22 protein-coding genes are annotated in these 19721 nt (G+C 41.8%); 2 read left to right on the forward strand and 20 right to left on the reverse strand.

The window, feature by feature from the left end; all coding sequences use genetic code 11:
* Nucleotides 1-87: 87 nt before the first annotated feature.
* Nucleotides 88-1659: an AbgT family transporter gene (locus PSF27_RS11055; protein ID WP_272539325.1), complete on the reverse strand. Its 1572-nt coding sequence runs from the start codon at nt 1657-1659 to the stop codon at nt 88-90.
* A gap of 455 nt (nt 1660-2114) precedes the next feature.
* Between PSF27_RS11055 and PSF27_RS11060 the strand changes: the two genes are divergently transcribed.
* On the forward strand, nt 2115-2483 hold the full coding sequence (locus tag PSF27_RS11060) for a DUF1992 domain-containing protein (protein ID WP_206083451.1): 369 nt from the start codon (nt 2115-2117) through the stop codon (nt 2481-2483).
* A 9-nt stretch (nt 2484-2492) separates the two neighbouring features.
* On the opposite strand, the gene PSF27_RS11065 is transcribed toward PSF27_RS11060, so the two are convergent.
* The 18 genes from PSF27_RS11065 to PSF27_RS11150 all read right to left on the reverse strand — a co-directional run bounded on the left by PSF27_RS11065 (nt 2493) and on the right by PSF27_RS11150 (nt 17708).
* Nucleotides 2493-3194 (reverse strand): AraC family transcriptional regulator, encoded by a 702-nt coding sequence (locus PSF27_RS11065; RefSeq protein ID WP_206083450.1) that lies wholly within the window; start codon nt 3192-3194, stop codon nt 2493-2495.
* 252 nt (nt 3195-3446) lie between these two features.
* Complete coding sequence (locus tag PSF27_RS11070) at nt 3447-3782, reverse strand: tRNA-binding protein (protein ID WP_272539326.1); 336 nt, start codon at nt 3780-3782, stop codon at nt 3447-3449.
* Between the two features lie 193 nt (nt 3783-3975).
* Nucleotides 3976-4302 carry a DMT family transporter gene (locus PSF27_RS11075; RefSeq protein ID WP_206083448.1) on the reverse strand — a complete coding sequence of 109 codons (327 nt, stop codon included), beginning with the start codon at nt 4300-4302 and terminating at the stop codon, nt 3976-3978.
* Nucleotides 4303-4323: 21 nt separating this feature from the next.
* A complete protein-coding gene (locus PSF27_RS11080) occupies nt 4324-4749 on the reverse strand; it encodes a DMT family transporter (RefSeq protein ID WP_206083447.1) in 426 nt (141 codons plus the stop codon).
* Nucleotides 4750-4802: 53 nt separating this feature from the next.
* On the reverse strand, nt 4803-5501 hold the full coding sequence (locus PSF27_RS11085) for a hypothetical protein (protein ID WP_272681459.1): 699 nt from the start codon (nt 5499-5501) through the stop codon (nt 4803-4805).
* Between the two features lie 14 nt (nt 5502-5515).
* On the reverse strand, nt 5516-6160 hold the full coding sequence (locus PSF27_RS11090) for a phosphate propanoyltransferase (protein WP_272681460.1): 645 nt from the start codon (nt 6158-6160) through the stop codon (nt 5516-5518).
* Entirely contained in the window at nt 6157-6573 is a 417-nt protein-coding gene (locus PSF27_RS11095) for a BMC domain-containing protein (RefSeq protein ID WP_272681461.1), read from the reverse strand. Before PSF27_RS11095 ends, PSF27_RS11090 begins: the two co-directional genes overlap by 4 nt.
* A gap of 13 nt (nt 6574-6586) precedes the next feature.
* On the reverse strand, nt 6587-7537 hold the full coding sequence (cutD, locus tag PSF27_RS11100) for a choline TMA-lyase-activating enzyme (protein WP_225818611.1): 951 nt from the start codon (nt 7535-7537) through the stop codon (nt 6587-6589).
* A gap of 77 nt (nt 7538-7614) precedes the next feature.
* Entirely contained in the window at nt 7615-11046 is a 3432-nt protein-coding gene (gene cutC, locus PSF27_RS11105; RefSeq protein WP_206083442.1) for a choline trimethylamine-lyase, read from the reverse strand.
* A gap of 59 nt (nt 11047-11105) precedes the next feature.
* Nucleotides 11106-12236, reverse strand: a complete 1131-nt coding sequence (locus tag PSF27_RS11110) for a 1-propanol dehydrogenase PduQ (protein ID WP_206083441.1) — start codon at nt 12234-12236, stop codon at nt 11106-11108.
* A gap of 8 nt (nt 12237-12244) precedes the next feature.
* The gene (locus tag PSF27_RS11115) at nt 12245-12502 is read right to left on the reverse strand and encodes a EutN/CcmL family microcompartment protein (RefSeq protein WP_206083440.1); all 258 of its coding nucleotides are present in this window, start codon (nt 12500-12502) and stop codon (nt 12245-12247) included.
* Between the two features lie 26 nt (nt 12503-12528).
* Nucleotides 12529-14142 (reverse strand): acetaldehyde dehydrogenase (acetylating), encoded by a 1614-nt coding sequence (locus PSF27_RS11120; protein ID WP_206083439.1) that lies wholly within the window; start codon nt 14140-14142, stop codon nt 12529-12531.
* A 69-nt stretch (nt 14143-14211) separates the two neighbouring features.
* Nucleotides 14212-14490, reverse strand: coding sequence for a BMC domain-containing protein (locus PSF27_RS11125; protein ID WP_006658501.1), 279 nt, complete (start codon nt 14488-14490; stop codon nt 14212-14214).
* A gap of 14 nt (nt 14491-14504) precedes the next feature.
* On the reverse strand, nt 14505-14789 hold the full coding sequence (locus PSF27_RS11130; RefSeq protein WP_206083438.1) for a BMC domain-containing protein: 285 nt from the start codon (nt 14787-14789) through the stop codon (nt 14505-14507).
* A 20-nt stretch (nt 14790-14809) separates the two neighbouring features.
* Nucleotides 14810-15088 carry a BMC domain-containing protein gene (locus PSF27_RS11135; RefSeq protein ID WP_004249182.1) on the reverse strand — a complete coding sequence of 93 codons (279 nt, stop codon included), beginning with the start codon at nt 15086-15088 and terminating at the stop codon, nt 14810-14812.
* A 616-nt stretch (nt 15089-15704) separates the two neighbouring features.
* Complete coding sequence (locus PSF27_RS11140) at nt 15705-16223, reverse strand: FidL-like protein (RefSeq protein ID WP_206083437.1); 519 nt, start codon at nt 16221-16223, stop codon at nt 15705-15707.
* Nucleotides 16220-17077 (reverse strand): transcriptional regulator, encoded by an 858-nt coding sequence (locus tag PSF27_RS11145; RefSeq protein ID WP_272573989.1) that lies wholly within the window; start codon nt 17075-17077, stop codon nt 16220-16222. Before PSF27_RS11145 ends, PSF27_RS11140 begins: the two co-directional genes overlap by 4 nt.
* A 58-nt stretch (nt 17078-17135) precedes the next feature.
* Nucleotides 17136-17708, reverse strand: coding sequence for a TetR/AcrR family transcriptional regulator (locus PSF27_RS11150; protein ID WP_206083798.1), 573 nt, complete (start codon nt 17706-17708; stop codon nt 17136-17138).
* Nucleotides 17709-18014: 306 nt separating this feature from the next.
* Here PSF27_RS11150 and PSF27_RS11155 point away from each other — a divergent pair, with 306 nt between their 5' ends.
* A complete protein-coding gene (locus PSF27_RS11155; RefSeq protein ID WP_206083435.1) occupies nt 18015-18575 on the forward strand; it encodes an NADPH-dependent FMN reductase in 561 nt (186 codons plus the stop codon).
* 68 nt (nt 18576-18643) lie between these two features.
* Here PSF27_RS11155 and potD read toward each other — a convergent pair whose 3' ends face one another.
* Entirely contained in the window at nt 18644-19693 is a 1050-nt protein-coding gene (gene potD / locus PSF27_RS11160) for a spermidine/putrescine ABC transporter substrate-binding protein PotD (RefSeq protein ID WP_206083434.1), read from the reverse strand.
* Nucleotides 19694-19721 lie beyond the last annotated feature (28 nt).

Raw genomic sequence — 19721 nt, forward strand, 5'->3', positions numbered from 1 at the left:
GAATAAAAAAGTGGTTATAAAAGTGCCCCCAATAGTTGGACAACCAAATATTGGGGGTCTTTTTATGCCATAAAAGTTAAATAGTCATTAACTTCCTGGGGTAAAATAAATTGGTGAACCAGGTCCGACTGGGATACCTAATACAAATACCCAGACAATAAAGAACAATGACCAGCCTATCAGGAAGATAATCGAATATGGCAACATCATTGAAACCAATGTACCAATCCCCGCATCTTTCTTATATTTCACCACAATCGCCATAATCAGACCAAAGTAGCTCATCATCGGCGTAATAATATTGGTGACAGAATCCCCAATACGATATGCAGCTTGAATAGTTTCCGGTGCATAACCCGCTAACATTAGCATAGGAACAAAAATTGGTGCGGTTACTGCCCATTGAGCTGATGCTGAGCCGATCATTAAATTAATAAATGCACAGATAAGAATAAAGCCAATAAACAGTACACCACCATGAAGGTCAATACTATTTAAGAAATTGGCACCTTTAACTGCGATAACTTGCCCAATATTGGTCCAGCCAAAGAAGGCAACAAATTGTGCGGCAAAGAAAATAATGACGAGGTATAAACCTAGCGTACTCATCGCGCCCGCCATTGCATCAACAATATCTTTATCCGAACGCATAGTTTTTGCTATATAGCCATACACAATACCGGGAACAGCAAAGAAAACAAAAATAAAGACCACAATACCTTTTAAGAACGGTGAGTTACTGACTAAGCCAGTATCTTGGTTACGTAATATTCCATTTTCTGGTACTACCATTAACGCTAAAATTGCAGCGAGCCCCCAGAATGTCACCGATGCCCAAAATAAGGCTTTTTTCTCTAACGGAGTAACATTTGCCGAGGCATAGAGGCTATTTTCATCCTCATCAACAGCACCACCCGTGTATGGGCCTAATTGTGGCTCAACAATTTTTTCAGTAATTAAATAACCTAAAATAGTAATTAAAAACGTACTCGCAAACATAAAGTACCAGTTTGCTTCTGCACCCACGATATAAGTTGGGTCAATGATTTGTGCTGCTTGTTGAGTGATACCCGACAATAATGGGTCAACCGTACCTAATAATAAGTTTGCTGAATAACCACCGGAAACCCCAGCAAATGCGGCCGCAAGGCCTGCTAAAGGGTGGCGACCTAATGAATGAAAAATGATAGCTGCGAGCGGAATAAGTACCACATAACCTAACTCTGCCGCGGTATTTGACATGATCCCAGCAAACACGATCGCCATTGTGGTTAATTTTCGTGGGGCTTTGGTGACAACCAAACGCATGGCAGCGGAAAGTAAACCTGCTCGTTCAGCAATCCCTACCCCTAATAATGCGACTAGTACCGTTCCTAACGGTGCAAAGCCTGTAAAATTGGTGACGACATTCGCAATAATTTTTCGGATCCCTTCGGCATCCAATAAACTCACAATATGAATAATACCATCTTCTGCGCGCCCTTTTGCACCTTCTGGACGAGGGTCTGGCACACTTACACCGAAGTACTGACCAATTGCTGAGGAAACTAATAAAATCGCAATTAAAATAATAAATAAAATAACAGGATGTGGTAGAGCATTGCCTAGCCACTCAACCGTTCGTAAAAAACGGCTTCCCTCTTGCTTTTTTTGTTCCATATTTTCTCCTTATAAACAAGAAAAACGGACATTACACAATGTTTTTGCTTTTTGCTATTTACAAATAGATAATTCTAAATCAACAAAATTCATACAAATCAGACATAAAATTCAACATGATTAGGACTAACTCATTTTTATTAGCTATTAATATTATTAATTTAGCCAAAGAAGATAATTACAACCAAAATAATTTTGGTAAATTAATTTCGATAAGTGTGGTCAACATAACAATTTTCATATTATCTATGGCTTTTTTTCGTCATTTATCACTAATTAAATATCATTTTTTAGCAGTTTTATTTTATATAAATCGTAAAACCCTTATTTATAAACACTCGATAAAACCTTGCCTATAATTCGGAATAACAAACCTAATAAAGAATAATCTGCCAATTTATTTATATTGATATAGAAGGTTATAATAGTAAAAAACAACTCATGGAGCCTCTATCATGTCAGTTATCGACCTTTGGGCTGAACGCCATATTCAAGAAGCGCTAAGTAGAGGTGAACTTTCAAATTTAGCTGGGGAAGGTAAAGCTTTGCAGCTTGAAGATGACAGCCTGGTTCCGCCTGAGCTCAGGGCTGGATATCGCTTATTAAAGAATTCGGGATATTTACCTGCTGAATTACAGCAAAGAAAAGACGCGCTAACACTGAGCCATCTACTTCAAGGACTGTCGGTTGATGACCCTAATTATGTCAATGTGAGCAAACAACTCGCGCTGCTTGAATTAAAATTAAGGCAAGCGGGGGTCAATACTGATTTTTTACAGGGTGAATATTCACAGTCAATTTCAACACATATTGGCAAAAACTGAGAGGTAGCTCTAACGGGGTATTATCGCTTGAGTTCGATATTCAAGAGGGGTTTTGCCATAGTATTTCTTAAACGCATGGCTAAATGCAGAGTGTGAATCATAACCCACACAAAGGCCTATGGTTTCTATACTGCTATTTGTGAGCAATAAACTCCCCGCAGCTTCCATCCGCTTTTGTTGAATAAATTGCATCACCGTTAAGTGTGTTTCCGCTTTTACTTTTCTTTGTAACGTACTGACTGACATACAAAAAGCGAATGCCATATCTTCACAACTAATGGGCAAATGTAGCCGAGTCTCAATCCACTGAGAAACGGTATCAATCCACTGACTTTCGGGTTTTAATTGCGCCAACAGTAAACGTGCCACCGCAAAATTATTTTCAGGTGCTTGGGGAAAGCTTTGTAACCAATGAAGCAAACCAATTGCTGAAGGTGTCAGAGCAAATTGGGTCATTTTCTCGTCCAATGCCCACTGCGCCGTTGCAGGCATTTCCAAAACATAGTTTTTATTACCTTCTTGACCGCTAAACGCATGGCTCACACTTGGCGGGATCACGATACCCTTCCCTGCATCTAATTGAAAATGCTGCCGATGCATATTGATTTCCATTTGCCCTGACAACGACAATACGACTTGCCACTGCCCATCGTGTTGATGAGAAATGACCTCGTCAGAATATTGTCGAAAATGCAGTTCAGGTAATCGCAAAGGAAACACTCCTACTGATACAGATAATAGCAGTATAACCTTTTTACCTATAAATGGCAGTGATGCCAATATGTCATCACTTGAGAATTCAAATAAATATAACGAAAAGTTATATCAAATTGAATGCTCTATATAATTCGTTTTATCACTAGGCAGCAAGCAAAAGATCCTAGGAGCATACAAAAGTATGTGACTAGGGCGAGTGAGTGAAGCCAACAACGCGATAAAACGAAGTATGACGAGCATTGAGCATTAAGCGAGTAAAGCGCCGTTTGGAAGTGGTAAATTAAACTCGGCTAACACAATAGCGCCCTTTTCATCAGGAGCCCCTGTTATTAACACTTCAGATTTAACCCCTGCTATACGTTTTACTTCAAAGTTACAGACGCAGAGAATGCGCTTGCCGATTAGGCTTTCAGGGGTGTAATTCACGGTAATTTGTGCGCTAGAGCGTTTGATACCCAGCTCACCAAGATCAACTTCCATCACGTATGCGGGTTTCTTTGCTTTACTATTTAGCTCTGCACTAATAATGGTGCCAACACGCATTTCAACACGGGTAAAATCATCCCACTCAATAATTTGCATACTTCCATTCCTAAACTAAATCACTGTTGGTCACTAAATTAGCATAGGACAAGCCAAAGGCATTATCGTCAAACAATCATTTTATATTGAGAAAAAATCAGTGACCTCAGGTGATTTGCAAAAAAATAACCCTCAACACAAAACAATTGAGGGCAAACAATGAACGAGATAAAGAGCAAAAATAAAATAAGACTTACATTGTTGAGAATGTATTCATAATTATCCCACCAGAGATAATTAACCCCATGGCAAATACCGCAGGAAAGTCTGGTTTTTGTTTATATAAAATCATAGAAACTAATGTCACACCAACAATACCAAATCCACACCATAATGAATAAGCTACACCTACAGGGATATACCCCATTGCACGAGTCAGTGCGAAATAACATAAACAATAGGCAATGATCACTAAAATAGAAGGCCCTAATTTGCTAAAACTATTGGTTTTTTTAATCATTGAGGTTCCAGTTATTTCAGAACCAATCGAAAGTGCTAGCCATAAAAATCCAGTAAACATAATTTTCCCCTTAAATTTTAATTAATGAACGGCTTTATTATTGGTGGATAATAATGACTCTTTCGTTTCTTTATTTGGCTCTTCTGTGTCTTCTTCATCTGCTCCCATTTTGGAGAACAGATTCATGATCACAATTCCACTTGCAATCACCGCCATACCGATCATTGCTGCAGTATCAGGATGTTGCCCATAGAACAGCATGCCAAGTGTAGATACCATAAGAATCCCAGTGCCTGACCATGTTGCATACGCTAAACCTACAGGGATATATTTAACAGCTCGAGAAAGTGAGTAATAACAAACAACATACAATATAACAATCAGTGCTAATAATAAGGACTTCGTAGTCCCTTCGCTATTATCAAACATTTTCAATGTAGAGGTTGCTGAGGTTTCTGAAATAATAACCGCCAGCATCCAAAGCCATGATTTTGCTTTAGGGGACATAGATAATACTCCTACAATAAATAGAAAAATTAGATTTAATTAATTTTGATGTTTTATTTCTTTAAAGACTTTAAAGACTTTAAATAATCGACGGCTGAATCAGTTAATTTATTATTACTCGCAACATACCCTCCAGGGTCTTTCATTACTTCCTTTAAAGTAATATAGCGATTTTTTTGATAGTTATTTTTAGGTTTCAACTCTTGGTTAAAATCATTTATCAATAATTTACCTTCAATTTCATTTAGTGTATTAAACTCCACACCTAATGAAATAAGTTTCGACATATTTTCTTTAATAATATTATTGTATTTTTTATTTTTATCTAAACCTAAAATTTGGTTGAGTTCACTCTCTGGGCAGCAATGATGTTTTAATGCCAGCACAGGAATATTTTGTGCAAGTGCATGCAAAATCAGTTGGCTTTCTTCGCTGGTAAATAAGCCGTTTGCGACTTCACCAACCACCTTGGCATCAATAAAAGGTAAAAATACACAGTGGTAGTTTCCTAATGCATTTAGATGCAACGTATTTTTATCTAATATTGTTCCCAATGTTGCCCACTGTGCAAAATAAGGTGTTGCAGGCATTAATTGGGTGGCATAGAGCGAAAAAGAAACCGATAAAAATTGCGTTAACCGTTGGTAAATCGCCTTTTGGTAGCCTTCTACAGGGGATAACACCACAAGAACATGCGGGTTTAGTTGCCTTAATACCTGTTCAACTATCCGTTCAATCTGTTTTTCATTCACCTTGCCACCGTCCCTTAACCAACAATAAATACGCTGTCATTATTGCGCAGACCCGCTGCATTGGCTTCGTCAGTATCAATATGAAACTCAAGAGAAAAGCGCTCATCTACACGCACAACAACTTCATCAAATACTAAACGACGCTCACCTTCCGTACGAATATTGACCTTTTGTCCATTCACCACGTTTAATGCTCTGGCATCTATCGTATTCATATGAATATGTCGTTGTGCACAAATCACTTGAGATTCAAGGTTTGCATAACCAGCTGGGCCGATTAACAATGCACTACCTGAATCGGCTAAATCCCCTGATTCCCTCACGGGGGCTTTAATCCCTAAAGCAAAACAATCGGCCTTCGAAACCTCTAACTGGCTTTTTGGGCGCACAGGGCCTAACACTCTGACTTTGCTGATTGAGCCTTTTGGCCCAACAACCATTACACATTCCTTCGCCGCAAATTGCCCTGGCTGCTTGAGATCTTTAAACGGCGTGAGTTGATAACCTTGACCAAATAAGGCTTCGACATCCTGCTGCGAAAGGTGTACATGGCGATTAGATACCCCCACTGGGATTGCTATAGCAGATTGCATTCCATTCGCTGGGGTGTATGCTGAAAGACGAGACAAAATTTTGCCCATCAATTGCTCATTCATCATGATTTTTTACCTTTGCGCAGGTCATTTTTAGGCTCTTTAATACTATTTTCCGTCACCTCTGGTGCGGATTTTTCCTCAACCACAAGCTTTTCTTGCGGCTTTTCAGCTTGTTCGACACTTTTTTCTAACTCGCCCTTTTTACTTTTTACTGTTAATAATTTTGTAATTACACTTTCTTCAGGGCGTGCAATCACGAGTGAGCCTACGCATAATTGATTATCGCTGATCACCTCAATACCGTGATCAACGGCGGTGCGCACTGCGCTGATTTCCCCCTGAAAACAAACGGATACTAAGCCAGAGTCAATTTTACGATAGCCGACAATTTCTACACTGGCGGCCTTACACGCCGCATCAGCTGCCTGTATCGCGGATGTCAGTCCCCGCGTTTCAATAACACCTAAACTTTTCATCTGTCTCTCCTACTTAGTGACGAACCAGTCGAATATCAAAATCAAACTGTTTAAAGAATGCTTCCAATTGATCGAGTTCTTCTGCGCTATAGGTTGGGTCTTGTTTTACTGGGTAAATCATGTCCAGTTTGTCGTATTTACCGCGTCCCAACTGGTGGTAAGGTAGAATATCGATACGTTTTACATTGCCGCGTTTGGATAGCGCCATCGCGTATTCAATGGCCCCCGTGATTGCGTCATACGAATCGTTATACCCACGCACCAACGGCATCCGCACCACCACGTTTGCACCTAATTCAATAAGTCTTTCAAGGTTTTGGCGTACATTTTCGTTACCAATACCAAAGATACTTTTATGCTGTGCGCTATCGATGTGTTTGATGTCATACAAAAATAAATCGACGACTTGAGCGAGCTTTTCATAGTTAGCTAATGATGTTGTCCCTTGGGTCTCTACCGCGGTATTGATCATCATTTTTTTGCATTCACGCAGCAGTTCAACGGCGAAATCGGTTTGTAGACTCATTTCCCCACCACCGATCGTGACACCACCACCAGAAGAAATATAAAAATCATAGTCTTGCATGATGATTTCCATCATTTCGGCAACCGTGACATCTTTGCCCATAATGTCCAGTGCACCGCCAATGCACACCTCTTCACACTTACGACAACCAATACAATCAATGCTGCGATTAACACGGTGAATTTGTTCACCTTGCTCATTGGTTGTTTTGTAATGAATACCTGTTGGGCAAACATCGACACACTTACCGCAATTGACGCATTTATCATGGGAAAACATCACTTGAAACTGGCTGCTTAATCCCTCAGGGTTAGCACACCAGGGACAACGAATATTGCACCCTTTAAGAAAGATCAGCGTGCGTATACCATCACCGTCATAAATGGAATATTTTTGGATATTAAATATCCGACCTTTAATATCTGCCGCGCTCATCATCACACCTCAACATATTGAAAAATTTATCGTTTTTATTATGAAGTGGCAGGTATGTTGCCATACCTGCCGATATCGATTTAGAACTTCTCAATCACAGTACGGCTAATAATTTCATCTTGAACTTCTTTGCAGAGTTCGACGAAGTAAGCACTGTAACCTGCGACCCTAACGATTAAATCACGATATTTTTCAGGTTCTTGCTGTGCTTTTTTCAGCATTTCATTATCGACATAACTAAATTGCATTTGGCCATTTCCTAAAATAGAAGCCGTTCTTAGCAAGGTAATTAAGCCGTGGCGGCCTTCAGGCGTATCCAACAAGCCTTTTAAGAACTTAAAGTTATGCACCATGCCAATGTTCATTGTTTCCACATTCATCTTGCTGATGGATTTAATGATGGCGGTTGGGCCTTGTTTATCCGCACCTTGCGTTGGACTGATACCATCTGATAATGGCATCCAAGCTAAACGTCCATTCGCACTCGCTGCGGTTAATTCCCCGATTGGAGTATTATTCGAAATCGATAAGGTTCCGTGGCTAAGTGTGGAATACAACATGTCGTATTTGCGGCACTCGCGCTCTGTCCACTCCGTAATATCCAGCGCATACTGGTCAACATAGTTGTCATCGTTACCAAATTTTGGCGCGTTCAAGCAGTCGCGGCGCAGTTCGTCATAGCCTTCAAAGTTAGCTAATAGGCCATCACGTACTTGTTCAAGGGTATAACGTTTGTCTTCATAAACCAGCTTACGAATGGCTGCCATTGAATCGACGTAGGTTGCAAGACCAGAGAAAATCAAACCTGGACCGTGGTTAATCATCGCACCACCTGCGGCAACGTCTTTCCCTTTTTCCATACAGCCTTCCACCAGCAAAGACATTAATGGTTTTGGTGCAACATCACGGTGTACTCGTTGGCTGATCACCGTACCGACCGCGGATAATCGGACGATATGAGCGATTTGTTGTTTCACTGCGCGGTCAAAATCTTCAAAAGTTCTCAAGTCACGCAGTTCACCTGTATCTAAGCCTTGGTAACTATCAAACAGCACCATGCGCCCACGATTTAAGACAAACTCAATCGCGATTGGCCATTGGGTGTAACCTGTTGAGGTCCATTGATAAATTCGGCCTGATTTTTGAGGTTCAACGCAACCCATCAAGCAATAATCACGCGCATCTTCAAAGTCAAAACCTTTACGTAACATCATTTTGATGTGGGAGTCATCGAAGTGGCAGGCAGGGAAGCCCATACCAGCTTTAACGACATCGACAATTTTTTCCATGTACTTTTGTGGTGATTGGTTATGGATACGGCAAGCCAGTGATGGCTGGTACACCTTAACGAAACGCACCGCATCCATAATTAAATAAGTTAGGTCATTACACGCATCGCCCCCCGAGCGTTTTTGCCCGCCTACTGTTAAGTTGATAAACGGCTGGTAACCCGCAAAATATTTCGCGCCTAACTCACTGGACATCCACATTAATTCAGCACATTTGATGATAAACGCCTGCATCATTTCCAGCGCTTGGTCTTGTGTTAAACGGCCTGTTTTGATGTCGTTTTCATACATTGGCAGGCAATATTGATCGAGGCGCCCTAAAGACAAACCCGTTTGGTTTTCTTCGATTTCAAACAGGGATTCTACTGTCCAAATGCTTTGTAGGGCTTCTTGCAAGGTCACAGGCGGATTTGCTGGCACGTTTTCATTTACTTGTGCGATAGTCAATAACTCTTCACGGCGTTTTGAGTCTGTTTCTTTTGCGGCTAACTCACGAGCATGTTCTGCAATACGGTGCGCGTAAGACACAACACCTTCACAAGTTTCAATAGAGGCTTTGTAGAAATAGATACGGTCGATATCCTCTGGGTTTTCCATGCTAAGCTCAGCCAGTTTCGCCTGTGCATCCGCTTTGATCCCATTCATGCCTTTGGTGAATAACAAGACATCGTAGCCTGGGCATGTATCACCCCCACCGTTGATTTGGTGGTAAGACAAATCACTGACAAACGTTTCACCACTAAACTCCCACACACCCGCTTCACGGTATTGTGCTTCACAGATTTCATCTAATGAGCGGCCTTCCCAGAACGGTGCAATGTCTTCACGAATGACTTTTTTGTCTTCTTCAGAGATAACAAATGGGTCTTGTGGGCGTGTGCTCATGGTGTCGAGCTCTTCAACCACCCAGCGCCATGCGATATCTGGGGAGAATGCACCAGCACGTGGCTTACCACACGGATGCCCAACAATTAATTCTTCTGGTTGGATTAAGATTGGTGCGGTTTCACATGCGCGACGGAATGCTTTTGCACGCAGTAAAATCGGCGGTAAACCTGGGTTATTTTTGACAACGTCAGTAAAGGCTAAAGCACGGTAGATAGAAACACTTGGGCGCGCTTCTAAATAGCGGTTACGCAGGCGTTGTAAACGCGGGGTCAGCCCTTCCATTACTTTAAATTCTGTCTCAGCTTGTGCAGACGGTGCAACATAGCTGGCATTCGGCGCAGAATATTGCGGTTGCGTGCTTGCTTGGCCGCAATATAAGCGGACTTTTAACCCATTATTGACGGCCATGATATTTTCATGAGCCGATAACATCATGGCGGATAATTCATTAATGCATACGTGAGGATCGGTTAAATATACGCCACCTTTTAATGCATCAAACATTGGGTAGCCATCCACCACTTTTGTCGAACGCACTTCAGAAAGCTCAGCCAATTTCAGCCATAAACTTTCAACCACTTCATACGCTTGGGCTGGTGTTAAACGGCCTTGCTCGATGTCCCGTTGGTAGAACGGATAAACCGCTTTGTCGAAGCCCATTGGGTTAACCGCGTAACTGCCATTTTCCAGATGTAAAATAAGCTGCAATAAATAGAATGCTTGGCAAGCTTCTTTAAAGGTTTGTGCAGGTTTGGCAGGAACATTACGTAAAATCGCCGCGCTTTCTTGCAGTTCTAAACGGCGATATTGGTTTGATTCCACCGCTGCCATGCTTTCCGCTTTTGACGCGAGGGATTGTGCAAAATGAATTGCTGCATCACATGCATAAATTGCAGCGCGGCAATTATTTGCCTCATCAATACTATTACGACTGACTGCACTACCGATGTTTCTGACTCGGTTTTCCAATTGGGATTTAATTTCTAAAAAACCGATGTTCAGTACCGCTAAATAGTCAGGGGCATCAACGGTGCTGTCCCCTGCTAAGAAGGTGTAAATACTGTTGCTGTGAATTTCGTTTTCAGTGAAGAAAATCGCGCCACGCGGTGTGGACGATTGACTACCAATAATCAATTCATCTTGCGCAATAAACGCAGGGAAATGACGGATAAATTCATAAAAACGTTGAGCAGGTTTTATTGCCTGCGGTGCACCCGAAAGTTGGTTTTCCAGTGCTTCTAAAATGTTGGCACGTTCAGTAATAATTGAGCTATTGCGGGCACTTAAGCGTTCAGCCAGCATTTTTACGCGTGGGGTCAGAGCATATTTAGTCATGTTAGCCTATCCTGATGTTCGTTCTAGTTTGTTGTTCATCACCTAACAGCTTGCGGCTGTTAAAAAGATTGCCGATATAGCGTTTCAAGTTGCACTTGGTTCACATCCCGTGGATTGGTCGGAGTGCAACTATCACGCAGTGCTTGCCCCACCATTTCCCCTAAACGGGCGTTAAAATCGGTTTCATTAATGCCTGTGGCTTGAATGCCTTTTGGCATATTCATTTCATCTTTCAATACGTTGATTGCCATAATTAAGCTTTCAACGCCTTCACGTATTGTTGAAGAGGGTAAATTCAAGTTTTTCGCGAGATGAGCGTAACGTTTTGCGGCTTCGCTATCACAACGCCCTTCTAACTCGGCATTAAATGCCACCACATGTGCCATCAATAGCGCATTGGCTCGGCCGTGTGGAATGTGGAATACACCGCCTAATGCGTGGGCTAAACTGTGCGTGATCCCAAGGGAAGCATTGGTAAATGCCATTCCTGCGATGCAAGAGGCGTTATGCATTTTTTCGCGAGCAAGCAAATTGCCACCTTCGCGGTAGCAGTCAATTAAGTGACCGAAAACCAGCTGCACCGCTTTTTCCGCTAGCGCATCAGAAAAATCAGATGCAGTGCGGGAAACATACGCTTCTAATGCATGGCAAAGCACATCCATCCCTGTATCTGCGGTAATCGACGCAGGCACGGATTTCACGAGAACAGGGTCGAGGATCGCCACATCGGGCAACATAAACTCATCCACTAGCACCAGTTTTTCAGAGTGGGACTTAATCACTGAAAATGAGGTAACTTCAGAGCCTGTGCCGCTGGTTGTTGGGATTGCAATAAACTGCGGTTTTGCCCGATTGGCGTCGCTTTTCGTGTGCCATAAGGAGTAAATAATCGCTTTCGCCGCATCAATCACTGAGCCGCCACCCAGTGCAATCACCACATCGGGATATTGCACGTCCATGACTTTCATGCCTTTTACGATGGCTGAAATATCAGGGTCTGGCAGGACATCGTCATACATTGAAAACGCAATGCCTGAGTGTGTTAACCGACGAGTGACTTCCTCTGCTAAGCCAAATTTCACCATGGCTTTATCGGTCACGATAAAAGCCTGCTGAGCTTGCATTTGTGAGATAAAATCCAGTGCATTAGCACCAAATTGAACTCGCGGTTTAATGAGAAACTGGTTCATGCTGTTGTTTACTCCTTGGTATAAACCTTTTCAACAATGGCAACCACTGACATGGCTTTGTATTTGTCTTTGTTCAACGCGAAGTACTCTTCAGCTAACACAATGTCATTGATACCTGCACCGACGCTGTCTACCGCCACATACGTTCGGTCTTTCAACGGTTCAAGATCATCCCCCAGCGCAGCGACCATCAATAAGTTGCTTCCGCTAAGTTCTTGGCATTTCTGCGTTGCGACAACATGTCCGATTACTTTTGCCAAAATCATGGTTTATACCGCCTTATTTCAATGAATTACTTATTTAGGCGACCGAGAACGGCCTTAATGATTTGCTCAACATTTTCTTCGGTGATATCACCTTGTGAAACAACAGCTTGCGTAATTTCCGCCGTGCTAAAACGGTTGTCTGCTACATGAGAAACAGGTGCAGAAGCCGTCACTGGCTGACGAAAACGGTCATCATCTAAAATACTGATTTGCGATTGATTCACTGTGGTTGAAGCCGCAGGCTGAGCAACTGGGCACGGCTGTGCTGGCTGCCTTAAATCATCAATAGAACGCACGCCATAACCCACTTTACGAATGTTCAGTAAGTTCATTGGCCCGACGTTATCTGAGCTCGAACCGCCACCGATTGCACCGCAACCTAAGGTTAATGCTGGCGTAATATTGGTTGTTGCTCCAATGCCCCCTAGTGCCGCAGGTGTATTAATCAAAATACGGTTAACGGGTTTCTCAAGGGAGAATTGACGAATGACATCTTCGTTTTGGGTGTGGATCACCAATGTGTGGCCTAAGCCTTCATTAGTCAGCAAATCCACCACACGATGGCAAGCAGATTGCCAATCTTCTTCGATATACATCCCTAAGATTGGGCAAAGTTTTTCACGCGAATAGGGGTTTTTCGGTGAAACGGTGTCTTGTAAGGCAATAAGCACACGCGTATTGGCAGGTACGCTAAACCCTGCACGCTGGCTCAAGGTAATGGCATCTTTCCCAACCACTTCAGGGTTGATGGTGCCATTTGCCCGCAATAACATTGACGCCATACGCTTCGCTTCGTCTTCATTCATAAAGTAAGCGCCTTGCGCTAACAGCTCGCGGTGCACTTCGTTATAAATACAACGTTCGACGATAATTGATTGCTCTGACGCACAAATCACCCCGTTATCAAACGTTTTACTGGTGATAATGTCATTCACGGCTTGTTTGATATTGGCGCTGCGCTCAATAAAGGCAGGGCCATTACCCGGACCGCCACTGATTGTTGGCGTACCCGATGCATACGCTGCACGCACCATGCCCTCCCCGCCAGTCGCTAAAATTAAGGAAACATCTTTGCTGTGCATCAGCTCTTTGGTCGCTTCAAGGGTCAACATTGTGACACCATCAACGATCCCTGCGGGTGCGCCAGCCTCTAATGCCGCTTTTTTAACAATGTCTAACGTACGGAAACTACAGGCTTTGGCATTAGGATGCGGGGAGAAGACAATGGCGTTACCTGCTTTTAAGGCAATCAACGTTTTGTAGATGATGGTCGATGTTGGGTTTGTCGATGGCACCAATGCCGTGATCACCCCTAACGGAACGCCTACATCCATGACTTTGTTGATTTTGTCATCATTAATGATGCCAACGGTTTTGAGATCTTTAATGTGTTCATAGACACGCATTGAAGCAAAGGTATTTTTCAAGACTTTGTCTTGCCACTTACCAAAACCTGTCTCTTCATTGGCCATTTTCGCCAGCTCTTCAGCGTGAAGAGCTGATTCAATCGCGATGTGTTTAACGATACTGTCGATTTTTTCCTGCGAAAAAGTCGCGAATACTTTCTGCGCTTGTTTCGCGTTTCTAACTAGCTCTCTTGCCAGTTGTCTGGATTGCAGATCTTTATCTAATGCAACCATGTCTTCCCCCGTATCGGAGCCAAAATTAACTAATTAACTTGTTGTTTTATTTACTTATCAGCCAACAGCTTAGGCTTTATGTTGCTGCGCAATTTTGCCGATATCGTTATGTGGTCTTGCGATAACGCGTGATGTCACTACGGTGCCAACACGTTTTGCGGCTTCAACACCAGATTCCACCGCTGCGTTAACTGCACCGACGTCGCCTTTCACCATGGCAGTCACTAACCCTGAACCGACATTTTCATAACCAATCAGTTCGACGTTGGCTGCTTTACACATGGCATCAGCGGCTTCAATACATGCCACTAAACCTTTAGTTTCAATTAGTCCAAGTGCTTCTTTCATAAGTAATTTCCTTTTTATTCCGAGACTTTATACTGGGCGACGATTTTCTGAATATCGCTGTGAGGACGAGCAATAACCAGAGATGTCACGACAGTGCCAACGCGAGAAGCCGATTCAACACCTGAATCAACCGCTGCTTTTACCGCACCGACATCCCCCTTCACCATTGCCGTCACTAAACCTGACCCAACATTTTCATAACCAATCAGCACAACATTTGCGGCTTTACACATCGAGTCAGCCGCTTCAATACATGCCACTAACCCTTGAGTTTCGATAAGACCTAATGCGTCACCCATGTTTTTTCCTCCGGAAAAAGTTATGCCTTATGTTTAATCACAATTTTGTTGATATCGTTATGTGGACGCGCAATGACCAGTGATGTCACGACTTCACCAACACGCTGAGCAGATTCAACACCTGAGTCAACCGCCGCCTTGACTGCACCAACGTCGCCTTTAACCATTGCGGTGACGAGACCTGAACCCACATTTTCATAACCGATTAGCTCAACGTTTGCGGCTTTACACATTGCATCCGCCGCTTCGATGCAAGCCACCAAACCTTTAGTTTCGATAAGACCTAATGCATCACCCATTGTTGTTTCCTCCGAGAAGCCTTCTTCATTTTTCTTTACCGCGCTCTTTAAGTTGATGTGTCCGAATACATGTTTCTTGAAGAACCGAGGTAATCATTTACGCCAACAGTGTCTGCGCGGTGATTAATTGAACGCAGCCTTTGGCTTCAAATTCACTATAGAGGTGAAAAATAAAAACAAAATATAAATCCACGACATGAAGATACTTAGAATATTTAACTAAAAATTAGATTTATTAGCCCCTAGATTCACACATCAATGCTGAAAAAACGAAAAATTCACGCATCTGTCTGGTGAATAAAAAACACGAAAAATAGATTACGGATTAATCAGGTAGGATTGTTAACAGGATATTATTAAGCTGATACCAAGGGGTAATTTACACAATGATAACTGTGGGGTGGCTCACTGGCTTATAAGCTTTACTCGCAAATAAAGAAGCTCTTTTATATTAAGGTACTCAGGAAAGTGTGCTTATTTGAGGCAAGCAGTTCACACTAAGAAGCCTATGAATAACACTGAAGATGTAAGCCATTTCAAAGACAGTTAAAGACGGTTAGAACGGGAAAACACACAAAATGATAGGCCAACTTGAATGCCCTAGGTCTGTATTTTGTTAGTCAAATTTACTGCCAGGTTTTAATGTGCAGATATAAAGAGGAGAGTTAATTGAACTTAATAACAACGCTTTATCATTCAACTTTTGGGCATTAAGAAATAAGCCATCATGGCTATCTGACATTTCTCGCATAAAGTAGTCAAAAATCACATCGGGGGATTCATCAATGGAAGAGGCGCTCGATTCCCATTGGCTAATATTATAATGGCGTTCCGTTGGGGAAACCCGTTTGGTCGTATAATTAAATTTCACATAGCGCTGTAAATACAGCCACCCTGCTTTAGAGTCTGTATAGCCTTCAACAACAATAGACCCTTTTCCATTCGCACCAAAATTGAAATGAATATTGCCATTAACGTTTTCATCTTTCATATTTTCAAAGCGCATGATGCCTTTGGTAGAACACACCATTAATCCATCTTGTTTATTGGAAAATAAAACCGATTGTGTGTAAATCACCACCATAATAAACAGCAAAGCACTCAGTAAACATAATACTTTCCCAGATATTTTCATGATGGCTTCCAAGAATAATAGAAATAGTTATCGCAATAGCTAAAAGGATTGTCTTCATTTACGGCACAGTGGGCTAAAAACACACGGCCTAATCCATTAGTTTGTAATTTATCCCCATAAAAGAAAACAAATCGCTCTTTTTCTACACAGGCAAGATTTAAGTTATTTCTCACCTTGTCAAAATTTTGCACATAATTTTGTGCGACGGTGCCATTAATCATTTTTTCATTTGAAAGCACATCGCAGTTAGCATGCTCCAGCACCGTCATATTAATCGGTTGAGATGGTTGATTTGATAAATAAGCCATAATTAATAACAAGATAGAGCACAGCAAAAATGCACCACTGGCGAAATACCAACACATTTCTTTTTTTGCCTTTGTTAATGGCTCAGGGCTTTTAACGGGGGATATTGAGATTGTTTCTGGTTCAATTAAAGAGGGGGCAATAATAGGTGATAATACAACTTCAGCGGCATCTATCTCACTCAAGTTTTTAATAAATTCAGCAGGGTGCATTTTAGCATCATTCAAACGTTCTAGCGTCACTTCTGAATTAAATTCCAATCTCCCTCTGGCCACCGTGATAATGATATTTTCAATACCATACTGGCGAAATGCTTTTCTTAATAAACTCAAATATTGGTTTAAATTACTGTTGGATGAAACTAATCCATTATCATCCCACACTGCTTTTAATACATCATCACGGGATACCACACCCCTATTTTGGATAAAATAATAAAGCAGTGCATTGGCGGTAATAGACAATTGCGTATCCACCTCGTCTTCTTTCAAAGACAAAGTGCCATCGACTGCATCATATATAATGAAGGCATTGATTTTATATTTCATTGGCGCCCCATGTTTTTATTATATTAATGACGGTATTTTCGGTGTTTACTTATCCATATTAAGGTAGCTTTTCAAACGATATCGCCGTTAAACGACTCACAATGGCATCACGCTCTTGTTTTGATAACGTTTCACCCTCTGTTAATGATGACAACCACAAGCCGTCTGCGCCATAACGCACTAGCGCCCCTAAATAGCTGTTATCGAACGAGTCACCTTTTGCTAAATGACCCAGCACCCAATTACGCCAACATTTGCGCAATACAGGCTCATTTGGCATGGCCAACGACAATAACGCGAGCTGAAAACTTTCATCTGATTCTTTAAGCTCGCCAATATAGTGCAAATATGCACGGGAAAAACGCCCATAAGTATTGATGTCATTTTCCATAATGAAACTAATACGCTCATCCATAATGCTCAGTAATTGCAAAAATAGCGCATGGATAAGATCTTGCTTACTTGGGAAATGATGCATCAGCCCCCCTTTGCTGACACCCGCTTCCCGTGCAACCGCATTAAGGGATAATGCAGAAATGCCGTCCCTACCCGCAATTATGCGAGCCGCTTTTAATAACTCCACTTGAAGTTTGACGGGATCTTTTTTTCTGTGCTGCGCTGTTTTGTTCATGTAATGGATGATACCGACCAGTCGGTATGTTTCATTTTGACCCAAATCAAGTAACCCTGTATTGTTCAAGGTTAAATCAAAATAGTGGAATGGGACTCACAATATCCATTTTAGATAGGCTATAACCCCGTAATTAATTGATAATTTAAAATTATTTTGCACCTCTGCTTTGGCTAGTTTCAAATTTAACTTAGTTTTGCGCCAATTCGGGTTATGATGTTTAATAATGGATGTAAAATAAAATTCTGACAAAGTACAAATTATTTGTCACATTCGTCACTAACCGTCGATAGAAGAGGTTTTACCATGTCAAAACAATATAATATTGGTGTTATTGTGGGTAGCTTACGTGCGGATTCTTATAATTTAACCGTCGCTAAAGCCATCATTAAGTTATTCCCTGCAAATTTCTCATTCAAATTTATCAACATTGGCGACCTTCCTCTCTACAATCAAGATGCTGACCAAAATGTGCCTCCTGTTGTCGCCAATTTTAAATCTCAAATTAAAGCCTGTGACGGCATTATTTTTGCCACCCCTGAATATAACCGCTCTATTCCTGGTGTATTAAAAAATGCCATTGACCAAGGCTCTCGCCCTTGGGGAGATAACTCGTGGAATGCAATTCCTGCGGGGGTTTTAGGTGTTTCCATCGGTAATATCAGCACGGCAATTGCCCAACAACACCTGCGCAACAGCCTTGCCTTTTTGAATATGCCAACCATGAACCAACCTGAATGTTACCTGAAATGGTATGACGGTATGGTGGATGAGCAAGGCAATATTTCACCGAAAAGCAAAGATTTCTTACAACCGTGGGCGGATACCTTTGCTCAGTTTGTTGCCCATAACGCTGTGAGTAAATAAGTTATCGCGTACACAACTTATTGAAACAAAAAAGGCGCATAAAATTGCGCCTTTTATTTATTAAACCATTAACGGCCAGCTTTTAGCTTTTGGAAATACTCTTCGTACAGAATATTGGTATTCCCAACATCGCTTTGCCACTCGCCTTTTTTCAATACCTCTTCACTTGGGTAAAGAGATGGGTCGTTAGCAATTTCTGCAGGTAACATCTTTTTAGCGGCTAAATTAGGGGTTGGATAGCCAATTGATTCAGCAACTTGTGCCGCAATTTCAGGGCGTAATAAGAAGTTAATCAGTTTATGAGCCCCTTCAACATTTTTCGCATTGGCAGGAATAGCTAAACTATCCATCCAGAAGATACCGCCTTCTTTTGGCCACACCACCTCAATCGGTAAGCCTGCTTGCCTTGCGACAAATGCGGAACCATTCCATAACATCCCTACATCTACTTCCCCTTCAATAAACGGTGTGGCAGGGTTATCCGAGTTAAAGGCTAAGATATTCGGGCGCAATTTTTGCAGCTCTTGATAGGCTTCTTCAATTTCTTTCGGGTCAGTGGTATTGCCTGAATAACCCAGTTTGTTTAATGCGACTTGGAATACTTCCCGTGCATCATCCATCATCAATAGGCTATTTTTATATTCAGGCTTCCAAAAATCTGCCCATGATGTGACAGAGCTTGGGTCAACGGCTTCACCATTAATGCCAATACCTGTTGCGCCCCAAATATAAGGCACAGAATAGTCATTATTTGGGTCAAATTCTTTGTGGATTAAATTTGGATCGAGGTTTTTAAAGTTGGTTAATTTACTTTGATCAATCTTTTGCAGCATCCCCTCTTTACTCATTTTCGCAATAAAGTAAGTGGATGGTACAACTAAATCATAAGCCCCATCTTTATAGGTCTTCAATTTAGTGTACATGCTTTCGTTGGATTCATAAGTGGAGTAAATCACCTTGATGCCCGTTTCTTTGGTAAATTGCTCTAATAAACCAGGGGGAACATATTCTGTCCAGTTATAGAAATACAGTACGTCTTTGTTATCGTCAGCGGCAGTCGCCGTGCCAATACTTGCAGCCATTAAGCCTGCTGCCAGTAGATAGGACCATTTTTTCATGACTGAGTTTCCCTCAACAACGTGTTTT

Origin of the sequence: Providencia sp. PROV129 (genome assembly GCF_028482245.1) — a bacterium.
GTDB lineage: Bacteria > Pseudomonadota > Gammaproteobacteria > Enterobacterales > Enterobacteriaceae > Providencia > Providencia vermicola.

What these genes read in the sequence shown, in the direction of transcription:
- PSF27_RS11055 (WP_272539325.1), bottom strand. Translation starts at nt 1,659, where the DNA reads ATGGAACAAAAAAAGCAAGAGGGAAGCCGTTTTTTACGAACGGTTGAG.
- PSF27_RS11060 (WP_206083451.1), top strand. Translation starts at nt 2,115, where the DNA reads ATGTCAGTTATCGACCTTTGGGCTGAACGCCATATTCAAGAAGCGCTA.
- PSF27_RS11070 (WP_272539326.1), bottom strand. Translation starts at nt 3,782, where the DNA reads ATGCAAATTATTGAGTGGGATGATTTTACCCGTGTTGAAATGCGTGTT.
- PSF27_RS11075 (WP_206083448.1), bottom strand. Translation starts at nt 4,302, where the DNA reads ATGTTTACTGGATTTTTATGGCTAGCACTTTCGATTGGTTCTGAAATA.
- PSF27_RS11080 (WP_206083447.1), bottom strand. Translation starts at nt 4,749, where the DNA reads ATGTCCCCTAAAGCAAAATCATGGCTTTGGATGCTGGCGGTTATTATT.
- PSF27_RS11090 (WP_272681460.1), bottom strand. Translation starts at nt 6,160, where the DNA reads ATGATGAATGAGCAATTGATGGGCAAAATTTTGTCTCGTCTTTCAGCA.
- PSF27_RS11095 (WP_272681461.1), bottom strand. Translation starts at nt 6,573, where the DNA reads ATGAAAAGTTTAGGTGTTATTGAAACGCGGGGACTGACATCCGCGATA.
- cutD (WP_225818611.1), bottom strand. Translation starts at nt 7,537, where the DNA reads ATGATGAGCGCGGCAGATATTAAAGGTCGGATATTTAATATCCAAAAA.
- cutC (WP_206083442.1), bottom strand. Translation starts at nt 11,046, where the DNA reads ATGACTAAATATGCTCTGACCCCACGCGTAAAAATGCTGGCTGAACGC.
- PSF27_RS11110 (WP_206083441.1), bottom strand. Translation starts at nt 12,236, where the DNA reads ATGAACCAGTTTCTCATTAAACCGCGAGTTCAATTTGGTGCTAATGCA.
- PSF27_RS11115 (WP_206083440.1), bottom strand. Translation starts at nt 12,502, where the DNA reads ATGATTTTGGCAAAAGTAATCGGACATGTTGTCGCAACGCAGAAATGC.
- PSF27_RS11120 (WP_206083439.1), bottom strand. Translation starts at nt 14,142, where the DNA reads ATGGTTGCATTAGATAAAGATCTGCAATCCAGACAACTGGCAAGAGAG.
- PSF27_RS11125 (WP_006658501.1), bottom strand. Translation starts at nt 14,490, where the DNA reads ATGAAAGAAGCACTTGGACTAATTGAAACTAAAGGTTTAGTGGCATGT.
- PSF27_RS11130 (WP_206083438.1), bottom strand. Translation starts at nt 14,789, where the DNA reads ATGGGTGACGCATTAGGTCTTATCGAAACTCAAGGGTTAGTGGCATGT.
- PSF27_RS11135 (WP_004249182.1), bottom strand. Translation starts at nt 15,088, where the DNA reads ATGGGTGATGCATTAGGTCTTATCGAAACTAAAGGTTTGGTGGCTTGC.
- PSF27_RS11140 (WP_206083437.1), bottom strand. Translation starts at nt 16,223, where the DNA reads ATGAAAATATCTGGGAAAGTATTATGTTTACTGAGTGCTTTGCTGTTT.
- PSF27_RS11145 (WP_272573989.1), bottom strand. Translation starts at nt 17,077, where the DNA reads ATGAAATATAAAATCAATGCCTTCATTATATATGATGCAGTCGATGGC.
- PSF27_RS11150 (WP_206083798.1), bottom strand. Translation starts at nt 17,708, where the DNA reads ATGAACAAAACAGCGCAGCACAGAAAAAAAGATCCCGTCAAACTTCAA.
- PSF27_RS11155 (WP_206083435.1), top strand. Translation starts at nt 18,015, where the DNA reads ATGTCAAAACAATATAATATTGGTGTTATTGTGGGTAGCTTACGTGCG.
- potD (WP_206083434.1), bottom strand. Translation starts at nt 19,693, where the DNA reads ATGAAAAAATGGTCCTATCTACTGGCAGCAGGCTTAATGGCTGCAAGT.